Source organism: Streptomyces sp. NPDC085481, assembly GCF_044541845.1.
In the GTDB taxonomy this organism is placed as follows: Bacteria; Actinomycetota; Actinomycetes; order Streptomycetales; family Streptomycetaceae; genus Streptomyces.
Map to the genome: position 1 here is coordinate 55,332 of NZ_JBITTJ010000003.1, position 16,665 is coordinate 71,996.

Below are 16,665 nucleotides of genomic sequence, written 5' to 3' on the forward strand. Positions count from 1 at the left end.
CCAGGCCCCCACCCGGAGACCTCCTCGGCGCCCCCTCGGGTACCCGCTCGGGGACCGCTCCACGACCCGCCCACGACTGCTCGGGGACCCGCCGAACTCCCGCTCGATTCACCTCGGCGGTGACCGCCGACGGGGCCGCCGCGTTGGTTCGGGCATGACCACGCTGTATACGACACCCAGCGGATACGGCCGGCACCGGCAGTCCGAACCGCGTTTTGAAGAATCGCTTCAGCGCGAGGTTCCCGCGCCCCCGCCGCACCCCTCCGACCCGCCCATCTACCGGGCGGTGCTCACCCTCTGGGCCAGCCACGGCAAGACCCTGCCGGGCCACCGCGACCAGGAGTGGAGCCGGCTGGCCGCGGGCCCGGTCTGGGCCGACCGCACCGTGCGCGTCAGCGGGACTCTGGTCCGGCAAGGTGACGGGCGATGACCATGCGCTGGATCTGATTGGTGCCCTCCACGATCTGGAGCACCTTCGCCTCGCGCAGGAAGCGTTCGACGGGGAAGTCCGCGGTGTAGCCGTAGCCGCCGAGCACCTGCACCGCGTCGGTCGTGATCCGCATCGCCGCATCCGAGCAGAACAGCTTCGCCATCGCCGCCTGCGCGGAGAACGGCCGGCCCTCGTCGCGCAGCCGCGCCGCCTCCAGGTACAGGGCACGGCCCGCCGCGATCTGCGTGGCCATGTCGGCGAGCAGGAAGCGCAGCCCCTGGAAGTCCGCGATCGGACGGCCGAACTGGCGTCGCTCGCGCGCGTACGCGACGGCCGCGTCCAGCGCCGCCTGCGCGAGGCCCACCGCGCACGCGGCGATGCCGAGCCGCCCGGAGTCGAGCGCGGCCAGCGCGATCGCGAAGCCCTGCCCCTCCTCCCCGATCCGCCGCGCGTCGGGTACCCGTACCCCGTCGAAGTGAACCTGGGCGGTGGGCGAGCCTTTCATCCCCATCTTCCGCTCGGGCGCGGCGGCGCTCAGCCCCGCCGCGTCGCCTGGCACCAGGAACGCGCTGATCCCCTTCGGGCCCGGCCCGCCGGTGCGCGCCATGACGGTGTAGAAGTCGGCGATCCCGCCGTGCGTGATCCACGCCTTGGTGCCGGTGAGCACCCAGTCCCCGCCGTCCCTGACGGCCTTGGTGCGCAGGCTGGCCGCGTCCGAACCGGAGGCGGGTTCGGACAGGCAGTACGCGCCGAGGAGACCCCCGCCGAGCATCGCGGGCAGGTGGGCGGCGCGCTGCTCGTCGCTGCCGAACGCAGCCAGCGCGTGGCAGGACAGGCTGTGCACGCTGACGCCGAGGGCCACGGTGAGCCGGGCGGCGGCCAGCTCCTCCAGGACCTGGAGATAGACGGTGTACGGCTGGTCGCCACCGCCGTACGCGGAGTCGTACGGGAGTCCGAGCAGGCCGGAGGAGGAGAGCAGGGAGAACAGCTCGCGGGGGAAGCGGCCCTCGGCCTCCTCTTCGGCGGCCCGGGGGACGATCTCCCGCTCGGCGATCTCCCTGACCAGGGCGAGCAGCTCCCGGGCCTCCTCGGTGGGCAGCCGGCGTTCCACGGGCTGCGGGGCACGGTCGGGCACGGCGGCGCGGTCGGGCATGGCGGCGCACTCCTCCCAGTCGGGTGGTCGACACTGCCGCCGATGCTGCCCCGGGCGGGGCGCGCGCGGGGGCGGCGGGCGGCCGTGGCGGGTGGAGTATGCCCGTTCGGCGGGTGCCGGTCACATGGGACGGGGCCGCCGGCGTTGACTCCTTCGTGCCGGGTGCCTACGCTCCGCGGGCCGTGCCGACGGCCCGGCGGAGGGTGGGGAGGCCCGGGATGAGCGCGACCGCCGTGCGCAGGATCACGCTGCCCTTGACGGTGGCCGGCGCCGGCCTGGTGCTCGTGGCGCTCTGGGGTCCGGCCGCGCCGGCGGGTCTGGGGATCGGCGGCATCGGGGCGGTCGGCCTGGGTCTCATCCTGCTCGCGGCCGGGCTGCTCCTCCGCCTGCTGCCGCTCACGCCGGGGCGCACGCCGCTGCACGTCGCAGTGCTCGCGGCACTGTCGGCCGCCGCGACCGGCCTGGGCGGTTACCCGGTGGGGCTGCTCCTCGGCGGACTCGGCCTGGCGATCGGCCTCGGCCGCCACCCGTAGGGACTCCCCCTAACGGGTTTGCGTGCGGGCTCCCGTACGAGCTCAGGCCTTGGCCGGCGCCATCGGCGCACCGGCATCCACGCTACGCAGAGACTCCCTCCGGTCCGAGATCGCACTCGAGCCCCTATTGGGCAACGTCGGACAGTGGTCCTTCGAGATCGAAGATCGGGATCCTTCGTTCGTCACCCATATCCGAAATCGACAACAGCCATTCACCGTAAGGGAAGTCACTGAAGATCTCCAGGATTCGCCCTTCGCGGGTTACCACGTACAAGTCCTGTCTGAATTGAACGCCTTGGATACCAACGTCGACAACTTCATCGCCAACAAGATCTTCCAGGCCGTAGAACGACGACCCATCTCTCGTCAGACTCGGTGAAATGGTGATCTGACCGCCTTCAGTTACCCGCCAGCTGGTATTGATGCGCAGTCGCCAACGATCCCCTTGAAGCCAAATGCCATCACTATCTGCTTCAACCGTGGTGACACTGAGCGGAAGAAACCGTCGGATCTCCTCCAATACCGACTCCATCACGGCCCCAATTCGACGTGCGTACGCTCGCGGACGTACTGCTTCGGATTGACGCCGCGGGGCGGTTGGACAGGCTTTCCGGTGAATGGACTCACAGGCGCATCCGAGCCGTTTGTAAATGACGCCCGAAGGCCGGCATTCCCATTGGCCGAGGGCTGCATGATGCGGACCCTGCTACCATCCGGCAGCTCGTATCCGACGCCTGCAGAACGAGTCGGGAAGGTGCTAAATCCGGGTTCTCCGGAATTAACGGCAGACTGCAAACCGGATTCCAATCGTGATGCACTGGTAGGTACGGCGGTTCCGTTCGAGCCCACGACGAAGTCGCAATTATGCACCAGGACCGGCATGGTTCCCGCGAGCACATAGTACGTATGCAGGTCATCGACCGTGAGGTTGTGGACCCGCTTGTGCTGGGTCCACGCGCGCACCGCGCTCACCTGGGTGTAGGTGCCGTTGCCGGTCCGCAGCAGCATTCCGGGGACGATTTCCTTGGCGTAGAGCCACTTGCCGAGTTCGGGCGCCCAGAACGGGTGGTTGTCCGTCGCGACGACCTTGCCCGGATGTCCGCCGGGGTTGGTGACGGTGATCTCGACCAGGTTCTTCTCGCCCTCACCGGTGATGAGCGCGGTGACCGTGCGCGGGCCGGTTTCTCCGGTTGTCGGGTCGGCGGCGGTGACCTTGTCGCCGGCGCGGACCTCGGCTATGGCCTTGGGGTTGCCGTCGGCCATCACGACCAGCGTGTCCGGGGTGAAGCTGTTGCCCGTGCCGCAGCTCCCTGCCGTGTTGTCGGCAGCCTTGGGGGTGGCCCCGCTGTCGGCCGGTTTCGGTGCGGGAGGGCTGTCGGCCGCCTTCGGTACGGGTGCGGTGTCGGCCGCTTTGGCCGTCGTCGCCGCATCGGCGGCGTTGTTGGCGGTCTTGGCGGCCTGTGCGGCGTCGAGTGCCTTGTTGCCGTACTTGGCGGCGTTCGCCGCGTAGCCCGCGCCCGGGATGGCCGAGGCGGCGGAGAGGCCGGCGTTGACGTAGTCGCCTTCCGCGGCGTACCAGCCCGCGTTGGCCAGGTCGCCGACCTCACCGACGACCGGGACCATGCCGACGACGTCGAGGGTGGTGTGGCCGATCGTCTTCCACGAGGGCATCTTCGGCCACTTGCCGGTCGGGTCGGTGAGCTTGACCGGGTTGTTGTGGGTGTAGGTGTAGACGGCGAGGTTGCGCGGCTCGGCGATGCCGCCCGCCATGTCCCCGTCGAGGTAGTCGGGCAGCACCGGGTCGGTGCTCGCCCAGAGCTGGGTCCGGGGGTTGTAGTAGCGGGCTCCGTAGTAGTAGAGCCCGGTCTCCGCGTCGAGCTCCTTGCCGGTGAACTGGTAGGGCGTGTCCGCCTGTCCGGTCCGTTCCTCCACCCAGGTCTCCCCGTACGGGAAGTACTCCAGGTGCTCGGTGACCTTGCCCTGCTTGTCGGTGACGTAACCGGATGAGCCGATGTGGTCGGCGTGGAAGAACTGCTGGGCGTCCTCGGCACCGGTGGTCGCGACGGCCTTGGTCGTCACGCGGCCGTCGCCGACGAAGACGTGCTTGTAGCCGGTGGTGTCGCGTTCGCTGTAGTACCGGTTCGGGTACAGCGAGAGCCCGTCGTCGCTCCGCTTGACGACCCGGTCGCCCTTGTCGTCGTAGACGTAGGAGACCGTGGCGCCGGCGCAGCCGCTCGGGTCCTGCGTGAGGGTGCCGGTCGCGGTGTCCTGGTTGCAGACGAGGCGGTTCTCCTCGTCCCACACGTACTGCCGGCGCTTGTCGGCGACGGCCGTGTTGACCGTGCCTGTCAGGTTGCCGTTGGCGTCGTAGGCATGGCTGACCGGACCGACCTTGGTCGGGGCATGCGGTGCGGCGCTGTCGTAGGCGTACGTGTAGTCGTAGGTGGTCCGGTCCTGGACGTCGCTCGGGTTGGACGGGTCCTCGACCGGTTCGATCGGCCCGGCTCCGCCGCCTCCGGCCGGGAAGGCCGGGGTGCCGCCGGTGACCTCGTGGGTCTGCTTCTTGCTCGTGGTGTTGTGGATCGAGTCGTAGCCCAGGCTCAGTGTGTACGTGTTGACCGCGTTGTTCTTGTCCGTGTACCGGCCGGACGCGGAGGTGAGCCGGTACTGGTCGTCGTATCCGTAGGTCTGGCTGCTCGGACCGCCGATGTCCCCGCCCTGCGGCGCGTTGTTCGCCAGCGAGGTGATGTTGCCGATCTTGTCGTACGTGTAGCCCAGGTTCTGGAACGCGGTTCCGCCCGGCGCCACGGACTTCAGTGCTCCGAGTCGGCGGTCCTCGGCGTCGTAGGTGTAGGTGGTGCGCACCCCGTTGCCGGTCTGCTGGAGGATCTTCTGCCCGAATTTGTCGTAGTCGAGCCGGTCCAGGTACGTGTAGCCGGTGCCGTTCTTGGCTCCGGTGGCCCGGCTTACCTGGCCGCCCGAGTCGTAGTCGTAGGTCAGGACCTCGCCGTCGGGATAGGTCATCTGCAGCACACGGTTGAAGGCGTCGTAGGTCCAGGCGGTGGTGTAGGTGCGCGGGGCGTCGCGGACCGCGGTGATCGTGCGGGTCTCCTTGATCACCTCGCCCAGCGCCCCGTAGGCGCGCTTCACCGTTCCTGCCGCGTCGTGGACCTCGGTGACGCGCGAGGCCGCGTTGTCCGGCGCGCCGGGGGCTCCGTACTCGTACGTGACGTTGTTCTCCGGGAACGTCGGGTAGCGGATGGCCTTCAGCCGCGAGTACTCGTAGTCGTACTCGACGGCCTTGTCCGCTGCCCGCAGGTTCGCGGTGATCTTCGACGTGACGTTCCCGGCGAGGTCGTAGCGGGTCTCGGAGCGCCCGGCATCCGGGCTGTCGAAAGAAGTGCGGCGTCCCAGTGCGTCGTAACCGGCGCGCGTGACGTTGTTCTTGTCGTCGGTGATCGTCGTGACCTGACCTGTGGGGTCGTACGCGTAGCTGGTCCAGATCGCCGAGGAGCCGTTGAATTCCTTCACCGAGGTGGTGGCGCCCCGGACGTCGGTGTAGGTGCGGCGCTCCTTGCCGTTCCCGTCGGTCGCCGTCGCCTCGAATCGGGTCGTGCCCGCCCGGTCCTCGCCGAAGCCGTATCCGGTGCTGGTGGTGACGCCGTCCGGTTGCACGGTCCTGACCGAGCGGTCCAGGACGTCGAAGGTCTCCTTCGTGGGTGCCACGGAGTCGAAGGAGGCGTTGAACGTGGTGTTCGCGGCTTCCTTGTCCTCGGTCACCGGGTAGTACTTCTCCACGGCGCGGCCGAAGGAGTCGAACTTCAGCCGGCCGGAGACCGTCATCACCTGGGTGGGCGTGGCCCCGGGCGAGGCGGACACCGAGGCGTCCTTCTTGGTCTGCAGGACACGCTTGAGGCCGTCGGTGAAGGTGACGGTGTCGATGGTGTCGTCGCGTACGCCCGAGGCGGCACGGTCGAGGTGCTTGGTCGTGGCGTACGGGACGGTCGCCTCGGGGTGGTAGGCGAGGGTGATCGTGGCCTGGTCGCCGTCCTTCTCATAGGGCCCGATCACCTTGTCGAGTCGGCCGACACTGTCGTAGGACATCCGGAGCGGCTGGCCGTTGTGGTCGGTGTTCCGCTCGGGCCGGCCGTACTTGAGGTTGTACGCCGTTGACGAGCGGTAGCCGAAGCTGTCCTCGATGGACTCGACGTGTACGCCGACGGTGCTGTCGTAGCCGTACTCCAGCTTGTAGCGCTGCCCTTGTGCGTTGGCGGGGCCGGTCACCGATTTCAGGTTCCCGTCCGGGTGGTACGTCAGGTCGGAGACGGCCGCGGTGTCGTCGTCGAGGTACTCGCGTATCTGGCGCACGGCGCCGGTCGCGCAGTCGACGGTGGATTCACGGTGGCGCAGGAGTGCGCCGGTGGCCGCGGCCTTCTGCCGTATCGCGTTGGCGGTGCCGACGAGGTTCCGGTCGCGGCACTGCGTGTCGGAGCCGCTGTAGGCGAAGACGGTCTCCAGGTCGTCCGCGGTGCCCTCGTCACCCGCCTCGAAGGTGCGGATGACGTTGCCGTGCTCGTCGTAGGAAAGGTCGGTGAATGTGGACTTCCCTGCGGCGGCCATCCCTTCGTAGTGCTTTTCCTCGATACGAGTGAGCTGCGGGAAGACGGTGGCGGTCCGGCTCTTCGGGTCGGCTTCCTCGTTCGCGGAGGTGTCGATGAGCCGGTAGGCGTTGAGTGTCTCCTTGTACGGGTGGCCGGCGCCGTCCTCGGTCAGCGTGCGGGTGAGCAGGCCGCGGCTCACGTAGCCGTCGGTGCGGTACTCGTCGGTCACCGTGCGGCGAACGGCGTCGTCCGTACTGGTGTCGCGGTCCTCGGTCACCACGCGGCCGAAGCCGAGGAACTCGCGCTCCAGCCGGTCGTAGCGGCCCTGCTCGTAGCGGAAGGTGGTCAGGCGCGTGTCGGCACCGTCACCGGCGAGCCCGTCGAACACCGAGGTGCGGGACAGCACCCAGCGGCTCTCCTGCATGTCGGTGGTGTTGCCGGTACGGGTGTAGTCCAGGTCGATGCGGGCGCCCATCGGCCGGCTGACCGAGCGCAGCAGGTTGGTGCGGCCGGTCTTGTTGACCGCGACCAGGAGTTCGTCGTCCCGGGTGGACTTGACGTGGTCGGCCAGGCCGTCGCCGTTGACGTCGCGCAGGCTGGTTTCGGCCCGGCTGATGCCGGTGGACGCGTTGACGCCGGGGTTGAAGACGAAGACGCCGACGGGGGTGGGCAGGCCGACGGTGAAGTAGACGCCCGCGCCGAGACTGGCGTTCTTGTCGACGGCGATGTCGGGGAAGCTGCCGCGGAAGGGGGCGGGCGCGGTGAAGCCGGTGCCGGTGTTGAGCGCGACCTTGATCGGGTTGGCCCCGTCGGTGAACACGCGGTCGGTGAGGCCGTCGCCGTTGACGTCCGTCATGCTCGCGTTGGTGTACGAGGTCCCCAGCTCGGCGGACACACCGCCCGCGAAGCCGTAGCGGTCGACGTTGAACCCGAGGTTGACGCCGGCGTTGCGGGTGGACGCGTCGTTGATCGGCCCGGCCGACCAGGGTTCGCGGGCGGCGAAGGAGTAGCCGAGGTTCAACTGGACGTCGCCGTTGCCGAACACCTTGTCCGGCAACCCGTCCCCGTTGATGTCGATCAGGTCGACGCGGACGTCGGACTCGCCGCCGCCGAGGCTGCCGCCGATGCCGAGTGACGGTTGGACCGCGCCGGTGGTGGCGGTGTTGGCGCTGGTGCCCGCGTCGGGCGCGGCCATGCCCAGTGCGCTGGCGATGGTGGCGGTCTCGCTGCCCGCGGAGAGCGACACGTTGCCGGAGACGTTGTCCGCCTCGCGGACGTTGCCGCCGAGGGTGCCGCGCGTGGCGCCGAGCGCGCCGGTCATGTCGGAGAACTGGATCTCCTTGGCGCCCACGACGTCGGGGTAGCCGTCGCCGTTGAGGTCGAGGTAGTCGACCGAACCCGCGGTGATCCCGCCGACCACGGTGCCGCCGAACGGGCCGGCCGCGAGGGTGGCCGACACCTGGCCGGTGACACCGCGGCGCATCACCGCCCGGTCGCCCGCCACGTCGGCGTCGGTGACGATGTCGATGGTGTCCGCGCCGAGGCGGGAACTGGTCGCCATCGCGGCGGTGACCCAGGAGGACTCGTCCTGAGCGGCCCAGCCGCCCTTGGCGGGAACGGGGGCGAACACCGCAAGGCGTGGCATGGTGAGCCGGGGATTCGCGGCGAAGGGCGCGACGTCCGCTTCCTTGGGTTCCTTGGGAAGCGCGTCCTTGAAGCTCTGGTCCAGCGTGAGTTCGGCCTGCTTGAGCGGTTGGGTGGCGCGGTCGCGGTTGCCCTGGTAGCCGATCACACCCCAGCCGCGGTAGGGCTGGGCGAAGGCGCTCTGCCCGACGGAACCGTGCAGGGCGCTGGGTGCCGGGGTGAACGTCGGCCAGCTGGAGGTCACGTCGTAGGTGACCGACGCGGACTGGTCGACGAGCAGGCCGAGCAGTCCGGTCTCCGTCGTGGAGTAGTCGATGTAGAGCTCGTCGCCGGCGGTGACCGGCACGGTCAGGTCCAGGTTCGGGCCGCCGAACGGGGAGGTGTCCTTGGCCTGGAAGATCCGTTTGCCGAGCAGCTGCCCGCCGCGCTTCTTCACGGTGAACGCGATCTTGGCGTCACCGAGGAGGTTGAAGTTGAAGGACAGCTTCGGCCGCACCTTCAACTGGCCGGTCTTCGTCGCCTTGTAGGTCTGCTGCGGCGCGGTGAGGGTGTCCGCCGGGTACATGGTCATGTCGTACGGCGGGTTGATCACCAGCGTGGGATCGCCCTTGGCGTCGACGACCGACTCGACCCCCTGCGCGGCCGTGTAGTGCGCCTTCGGCGCCCAGCTGACCGCCGACACGTCGATCGGGGAGTCGGTCTTCAGCTTCCACGACATCTTCTCGAACACGCTGACCGGAATACTCACGTCGATCGCGGTGGTGCCGGTCGACGCGGCGGGCAGGACCTTGCGGAACACCTCCGCGCCGGGGTGGACGCCGTTGCCCTTCTCGATCACGACGGTCACGTCGTCCGACGTCGCCTTGGACTTGACCACGTCACCGGTCAGCCGCAACGTGCCGTTCACGGGCACGGTCACCAAGGACGGCCTGCCACCGAAGGTGAAGTCGGCCGACGCGCGGAACACGGTGTTCGCCAGCCCGTTCGCGTCCGTGCCGGCCGGCAGGTTGGTGTAGGTGATCTCCGGGTCCCACGCCACGGTGTCGTACTTGCCGTCCAGAATGGACTGTGTGCGGAAGTAGAGCGCGTCTCCCTTCTTCACCGGAATCGACGCCACGTTGCCCGGGGTGAACTCGGTGTGGTCGTCGGGGCCGATCCGCTGCGCCCAGAGTTCGGCGTCCTTGTGCTGGATGGTGACCCGCACGCCGTCGGCCTTGGTGTAGGCCGCTCGCGCCGGGGAGGGATCCCGGGTCAGCTGCACGCGGCCGTCCACGCGGACGTTGCCGTCGAACGGCGCGACCCAGCGGCGCACCGTGTCAAGGAGCGGTGAGTTGTCCACCTGCTGGTTGAACTGCGCGGTCTGATCGCCGACGATCTGGCCGGTCACCGCGCCGCCCCCGATCGGCACCGGAGTGCGGGTGGAGTCCGCGCTGTAGGCGGGTTGCCCATGGGCGTCCAGGTAGCCGAACAGCACGCCGCCGTTGTTCACCAGGTCGGCTATGCCGTCGCCGTTGACGTCGCTGAAGAACCGGTCCGAGGTGGTCGTGGTGCCCACGAAGTCCAGCTGGGCCGAGGTGGTGAGGACGTACGACTCGACGCCGATGGTGCCGGACAGCGTGCGCTCGGTCGAGATTCCCGGCAGGTCGGTGAGCTTGACCGGCGTGTCGCCGAACTTCGGCTCACCCCCTGGTCTGGCCAGATTGGGCCGGTAGAACACGTCGTTGTTCTTGCGGAACACCTTGTCCGGCAGGTTGTCGCCGTTCACATCGGTCAGCGTCGACAGCCCGTCGGACTGGCCCGCGCTGAACCCGACCTTCAACCCGACGGAACCCTCCTTGGTCGGCAGCCCCTGCACGTTGTAGCCCGCGAACAGGTGCGCGCCGAAGCCGGCCGACGTGTTCGCCGAGATCGCGCTGGCCTCGCCCTCGCGGATGTTCACCCCGAGGTCGTCATCCGGCACCGACCAACCGGCCGCGTCGGCGAAGGCGTTGTAGTTTCCCGACTGGTCACGCACGTCGTCGAAGTAGTCGAACGTGTGGGTGTTGAACAGCTGGTTGCTCTCGCTGAACTGCGACACCGAGGTGAGCAGCGTCTTGGCGAACGCGCCGGTCCGGTACGTCAGCTCGTAGGCGCGGATCAGCTGGTCGTCCAGCTTGACCTCGACGCGCCGCAACAGGTCGGCGGTGACCTTCTTGAACCCGTACTTGGCATCGATCCGCACGTCCGCCCGGCGGGGCTCGCCGCGCTCACGGTCCCGGATGAACGTCACCGAGTACCTGCCGTCGGTGTCGCCGCGGCCGGTGTAGGTGATCTTCTGCGGGTACAGGTCGCTGCCCGGCACCCCGGAGCCCGCCGTGCCGCCGTCAGCCACCTTGGCGTACCGGTAGCGCAGGACGTTGTCGTTGCCGTCGCGGACCTCCCGCGCCGCCCACGTCGCGACGCGCCCCTTGCCGTCGGCCAGCGTGCTGTCGGCCGTGCCGCCGAAGAGCGTGCGGACACCCTGCTTGTCGGTGACCTCCCACCAGTAGTTCGTGGGGCCGTCGCCGTGGCGCACGATCCGGTCGAACCGGCCCTCCACCCGGGAGTGGAAGACCTTCTCCCCCGTGCGCGCCTGCAACGCGCTCCGGTGCGCCACCGGGGTCAGCTGCTCGCCGTCGAGCAGGTAGGTCTCGGTCTCCAGTCCTGCGTCGTAGCGCGGCACACCCCACCGCGTGTCGACCGTGACCATCGGGGTGGCGAGGTCCCACCCGACACCGAGCCACCCGTTCGTCCCCGACGAGTTGTAGGTGACGGCCAGACTCGGCTCCAGGCCCGCGCGGCCCTTAGGCACCTCCAGCGGGTACGACAACCGCGCGTCACCCCGGTTGTTCGCCGAGGGCGCCTCGACCAGGTTCACCCCGGCGCCGGGGTCGGCCGCCTTGATGTCCTTGATCTGGTTCGGGTTGAACGACGTGCCCTCCGGCCCCTCCGGCCCGGTGACCGCCGACCCGGCGTCCGGCACCGCCGCGGCGACGCTGCGGAACAGCTCGGGCGAGGTCAGCCCGGACACGGTGAGCACCATGGCGAGGACGATGATCACCCCCGTCCGGCCGCGGACCACGCGCTGGACAGTCATCAAAGAGCCCCCCATACCGCCGGACGTCCCCGGAGCACGAGTCATCCGACGATCGCCGCCCCCTGTGGTACCGAACGGTAGTTCGCGGGCCGGTGCGTTCGTACACTGATTTCTGGACAAGACCAGCCCGTGTGGTCACGATCCGGCAACGGAGTTCTGACCGGTGCGAGAGGGCAATCGGCCAAGCCGTTCGCGTCCGTTGAGCCGTGGCAGGTGTGTCAGCTGCACTTCGCCGTCAACCCGTCTGACCCGAGCCCACCGCGTCGGGCGCGTCGCAGAGGTCAGCACGGACCTCCTGGGCCCGCGCTCCCCCTGGGAGTGAATCCGCTGCCGTCAACGCCGTGCGCATGATGCGGCGCACGTGGTCGCGGCCGAGCGTAGACCGTTACCGCAGGTCGTGATCATTCGGCCTTCGGGGAGAGAGCGAGGGCCTCGGAGGGCGCAGGAAGCCGCGACGTTCTGCGTCTGTCATAGGGCCGCCGATCCACCGACCCGAGCTTCTACTCGTGCCTGCGCTCCGCCAGATGGTGAGCCGCGTCGTGCCCGGTGAGTACGGACTGGATCACCGTGGCCCTGACCGACGGAGCGTCCCTTCACGAGGTGTCTCGCTGGCTCGGACATCGTTCGATCAAGGTCACGGTGGACCGGTACGGCCACCTCACGCAGGACGGCCAGGAGCGGTGCCGTCAGGTCGTCGAGACGGCCGTGGGTCCGCACATGCTCACAGCAGGCCGAGCGACCGCAGCGCGCGGTGCTGACTTGGTGCTGACTCAGTCGGCCAGAAGATGTAACAGACACCGCCCGTACCGCTTCTGACCTTGCCATTCGCGTCGTAGCGCTTGGTGCGGAGCCAGATGTTCTCCCACTCGCGGCGCCGGTAGATGCGGCGGACGGCCTCGTTGCTGGGCGAGGCTGGGTCGTTGGCGATCACGTCGCCGTCGGCCGTGAAGCCGATCACCGTCATCAGGTGGCCCGAGGTGCCGTAGCCGGCGCCGGTGAGTTCCTCCTTGCGGAAGGACTGTGACGTTATGGCCGGGATGCCGGCGCGGATGAGGGTCTCCAGGTCGGTGAGCGAGCGCAGCCGGGTGACGAGCGCGTTCATGTCGGGGTAGGTGGCGGCGTAGGCGGCGTTGAAGGGCCAGTTGCCGCAGCCGGCGTACTGGTAGTCGTAGGTGAAGCGGGCCGCGTGGCAGACCTGCGGGTCGGTGAAGTCCGGGTTCACCCAGGCCAGGTCGTCGGGGGCGGGCGCGCGTCCCCAGTACTCGACGATCATCTGCGAGGAGGTGGGGCTGCACCAGGCCTCGCCGCCGTTGTCGTACTCGGGGTACTGGCCGACGTGGGTGTTCTGCGAGTAGCGGGGGACGATCAGTTCGCGGTCCAGGCCCGGCACGGAGGCGGGCACCGTGAACCGGTCCGGGATGTCCGAGGCCATCGCGCCGAGTCGCCGGACCCTGGGGGTGAGGGTCGTGCCGGGTGTGCGGTAGAGGGTGAGCCGCAGCCGGTACGAGACGAGGCGCAGCCCGCTCGCCGGGTCGTCGACGGAGAAGGTGTCGGTCCAGATGGAGGCCTTGCCGTCGCTCTGGTCGTCGACCGAGGTGCGGCGGATGTCGGTGTCCCCGGCCGCCCAGCGGCCCATGACGAACCAGGGGGTCTCGGTGCCGTCGCCGTACGTGCCGCGCAGTTCGACCTGGAGCCAGGTGCCGGGCGGGGTGTGGGCGTTCCAGGAGGCGATGACCTCGGTGGCCGGGACGGTGGAGGTGTGGGTGGGCGAGGTCCAGCTCGCGTACTCCCAGGTGGTGGTACGGCCGGTGTGCGGGTCGGCGTAGTCGGTGCGGCCGGCGGGGGTGTCGATGACCAGGCCGGGGCGGTGGCCCGCGACCGCGCGGGTGCCGGCGGGGGTGCCGCAGCGCCAGTCGGTGTACGTGCTCCAGAAGCGGTTGTCGACGAGCCCGGGCGCCGGGGCGTGGCCGCCGGCCTTCGGGTCGGTGGCCGGGGTGGCGGCCTCGGGGGCTGTGGGCTCCGGCGCCGCCGCGGCGAGGGCCGGAGGGGCCGCGGCCGTGCCCGCGGCGGCCGCGAGCGCGGCGAGGACGGTTCTGCGCGGGGTGGAAGGGGGCATGGGCGGTGACCCTCCGGTCGGTGGTGGCGGACGGACGGGCTGCGGCCCCACTATCGCGGCTCACGGACGGCTTCCACCAGCGATTCGACGCGTGCCGCGCGAGCAATATTGGTCTTCACCACTGGCAGGCCCTGCCTCGCTGACCTGCGGGCTCGCCTACCCTGGGGCCATGAACGACCTCGACCGCGCGGCCGCCGCGCTCGCCCTGCTGCCGCCCTCCTGCGGACCGGTGCGGCTCGTCGCGGTCGACGGCCACGCCGGCTCCGGCAAGTCCACCCTCGCGGCCCGGCTCTCCGCCGCCCTGGACGACGCCCCGGTCCTGCACCTCGACGACCTCGCCACCCACGAGGAGCCGTTCGCGTGGACCGGACGGATGCTCTCCCAGGTGGTCGGGCCGCTGTCCCGGGGCGAGACGGCGCACTACCGCCCGTACGACTGGAATCTGCGCGCCTTCGGCGCTCCCCGCCCGCTGTCCCCGGCGCCCGTGGTGCTGGTGGAGGGCGTGGGTGCGGGGCGGCGGGAGCTGCGGCCGTTCCTCGCGAGGCTGCTGTGGATGGAGCGCGGTCCCGAGGAGTCCTGGGTGCGCGGGCGGCACCGCGACGGCCCCGAGCTGTCCTCCTTCTGGGACGAGTGGACGGTGGCGGAGACTCGCCATTTCTCCGCGGACCCCTCGCGGCCCTTCGCCGACACCCTGGTAAGGGAGGGACAGGAGGGGTACGAGTGGCTGCCCGGGCCCTCTGTGACGGCGGGCCCGAACCAGATCATCACCCACCGTGACGACCCCTTGGCTGCGAACTGAGTGGACGGAACTCCACTTCCGCAAGTGCTCCAACTCCGCTTGACCCAAGGGGCGTACAGGTCTTACGTTCTCAATGTGCGACTTTCCGAAGTCGCCGCAGACGCGAAGCCCCCGGTTGTTCCCCCGTGATCGGGGGCTTCGTTCTGCCCTTATCCTTACCCTGGGTCACCACCTCTGAGCTGCCCATGCATCGCTACGGATCCGGGTGGATCATCCTCTTCTCCCTCATCACGCACCCTCTGCGCAGGTACGATGCCCCTCGGTGCGGTCAATTCCCGTCCACGTGAAGACGGTTGTGGGGGACCCGATGGACATCGGCACACAGGGCGCGCATGCCCCCGCCGAGCTCGCCTGGCTGCGCGGCGTGGACGCCTACACGATGGGCGCCTATCCGCAGGCCGAGGAGGAGTTCCGCACGGCGGTGCGCATCGATCCCGGCATGGCCGACGGCTGGCTCGGCCTGCACGCGCTGCGGGTCGACACCACGACCGCCCTGCTGCGGATGTACCGCAACCGCGAGCGGTTCGGCGAGCAGCGCACCCGGCACCGCAGGACCCTCAACTCCTGGTACTGGCTGGGCTGGTGGGTGCAGCCGGTGCTCGAACGCCCCCGCGACCTGCTCCTCGCGCACGCCTCGCACTGGCTCGACGGACGCCATGTCCCCGAGCTCGACCGGGCGCTCGCCGGGCTGCCGCCGGTCGACACCGACCCGCAGGTCCGCTTTCTGCACGCCTGCCGCTCCTACCTGGTCAAGGACTGGGAGCAGCTGGTGCGGCATACCGAACCGCTGGTCGACGATCCGCTGCTCGGCATCGAGGCGGGACTGTTCGGCGGGATGGCCCGAGTGCGCCTGGAGATGTACGGGCAGGCCGAGCCGCTGCTGGCGGCGGCGCTGATGCGCTGCCGCAGTGAGCAGCCGCAGCGCAAGGAGCTGCGCTACTGGCTGGCCAGGGCGCACGAGGGAACCGGGCGCACCGCCGCCGCGCTGCCGCTGTACCGGGCGGTGCACCGGATCGATCCGGCGTTCATGGACACCGCGGCCAGGCTCGCGGCCATCGCCGAGTACGACGGTTTCGACGGCCCCGACGACCCGGCCGGACTCGCCCCGGTCGCACTCGGGGGCATCGGGCAGGACGCGGCGGACGCCGGGCAGGCGGCCGATCCGGAGCTGCCGGGCGACGGCCTGCTGCTGCGGCCCGGGTCCGTACCGCCGCCGGCGCCGCCGGAGCCGCCCGACTTCGTGCGCCAGAAGGCCGCGATCCCGCCGCAGCCGGTGCCGCCCCGCTTCCCGGCCAGCCCCACGGACCCGGCCATGCTCGCCGCAGCCCTCGCTGAGCTGGAGCGGATGGTCGGCATGGAGCCGGTCAAACGGCAGGTGAAGGCGCTGTCGGCGCAGCTGGAGATGGCCCGGCTGCGGGCCGGACAGGGACTTCCGGTCCAGCCGCCGAAACGTCACTTTGTCTTCTCCGGCCCCTCGGGCACCGGGAAGACCACCGTCGCCCGCATTCTGGGGCGGGTCTTCTACGCGCTCGGGCTGCTCGGCGGCGACCACCTGGTGGAGGCCCAACGGGCGGATCTGGTGGGCGAGTTCCTGGGGCAGACGGCCGTCAAGGCGAACGAGCTGATCGACTCGGCGATCGGCGGGGTGCTCTTCGTGGACGAGGCCTACTCGCTCTCCAACACCGGCTACAGCAAGGGCGACGCCTACGGCGACGAGGCCCTGCAGGTCCTCCTCAAGCGCGCCGAGGACAACCGCGACCACCTGGTGGTGATCCTGGCCGGCTACCCCGAGGGCATGGACCGGCTGCTCGCCGCCAACCCGGGGCTGTCCTCGCGGTTCACCACGCGGGTCGACTTCCCCTCGTACCGTCCGCTGGAGCTCACCGCGATCGGCGAGGTGCTCGCCGCCGCGAACGGCGACGGCTGGGACGAGGAGGCCCTGGACGAGCTGCGCTCGATCAGCGCCCATGTCGTCGACCAGGGCTGGATCGACGAGCTCGGCAACGGTCGCTTCCTGCGGACCCTGTACGAGAAGTCCTGCGCCTACCGCGACCTGCGGCTCTCCGGCTACCGGGACACCCCGAGCCGCGAGGACCTGGCCACCCTGCGCCTGCCGGACCTGATGCAGGCGTACGGCGAGGTCCTGTCCGGCCGCGGCCCGGTGGACCGCGGCCCCCAGGAACCACCGGGGATCTGACCCCGGATCCCGGAGATTGGATCCAATGTCCGATGTCCCCGATCCGGGAGATGGGACCCCGGATATCGGATATTGGA

At 69.9% G+C, this 16,665-nt stretch carries 8 protein-coding genes; 4 read left to right on the plus strand and 4 right to left on the minus strand.

Annotation, left to right across the window (positions count from 1 at the left end):
- Positions 1 to 154 precede the first annotated feature (154 nt).
- Positions 155 to 430, plus strand: coding sequence for a hypothetical protein (locus ACIGEZ_RS09020; RefSeq protein ID WP_399827736.1), 276 nt, complete (start codon positions 155 to 157; stop codon positions 428 to 430).
- Here ACIGEZ_RS09020 and ACIGEZ_RS09025 read toward each other — a convergent pair.
- Complete coding sequence (locus tag ACIGEZ_RS09025) at positions 393 to 1,565, minus strand: acyl-CoA dehydrogenase family protein (protein WP_399828674.1); 1,173 nt, start codon at positions 1,563 to 1,565, stop codon at positions 393 to 395. The genes ACIGEZ_RS09020 and ACIGEZ_RS09025 overlap by 38 nt on opposite strands.
- A gap of 236 nt (positions 1,566 to 1,801) precedes the next feature.
- On the opposite strand from ACIGEZ_RS09025, the gene ACIGEZ_RS09030 reads away from it, so the two are divergent.
- Positions 1,802 to 2,116 carry a hypothetical protein gene (locus ACIGEZ_RS09030; RefSeq protein ID WP_399827739.1) on the plus strand — a complete coding sequence of 105 codons (315 nt, stop codon included), beginning with the start codon at positions 1,802 to 1,804 and terminating at the stop codon, positions 2,114 to 2,116.
- Between the two features lie 124 nt (positions 2,117 to 2,240).
- Here the strand turns inward: ACIGEZ_RS09030 and ACIGEZ_RS09035 are convergent, their stop codons facing one another.
- From ACIGEZ_RS09035 to ACIGEZ_RS09045, 3 genes are all read right to left on the minus strand, one after another.
- Positions 2,241 to 2,651, minus strand: coding sequence for a hypothetical protein (locus tag ACIGEZ_RS09035; RefSeq protein WP_399827742.1), 411 nt, complete (start codon positions 2,649 to 2,651; stop codon positions 2,241 to 2,243).
- Complete coding sequence (locus ACIGEZ_RS09040) at positions 2,648 to 11,476, minus strand: SpvB/TcaC N-terminal domain-containing protein (protein WP_399827744.1); 8,829 nt, start codon at positions 11,474 to 11,476, stop codon at positions 2,648 to 2,650. Before ACIGEZ_RS09040 ends, ACIGEZ_RS09035 begins: the two co-directional genes overlap by 4 nt.
- A 721-nt stretch (positions 11,477 to 12,197) precedes the next feature.
- Positions 12,198 to 13,592, minus strand: coding sequence for a peptidase C39 family protein (locus ACIGEZ_RS09045; RefSeq protein ID WP_399827747.1), 1,395 nt, complete (start codon positions 13,590 to 13,592; stop codon positions 12,198 to 12,200).
- A gap of 169 nt (positions 13,593 to 13,761) precedes the next feature.
- Between ACIGEZ_RS09045 and ACIGEZ_RS09050 the strand changes: the two genes are divergently transcribed.
- A complete protein-coding gene (locus ACIGEZ_RS09050; protein ID WP_399827750.1) occupies positions 13,762 to 14,391 on the plus strand; it encodes a uridine kinase in 630 nt (209 codons plus the stop codon).
- A gap of 307 nt (positions 14,392 to 14,698) precedes the next feature.
- The gene (locus tag ACIGEZ_RS09055) at positions 14,699 to 16,588 is read left to right on the plus strand and encodes an AAA family ATPase (RefSeq protein WP_399827753.1); all 1,890 of its coding nucleotides are present in this window, start codon (positions 14,699 to 14,701) and stop codon (positions 16,586 to 16,588) included.
- Positions 16,589 to 16,665 lie beyond the last annotated feature (77 nt).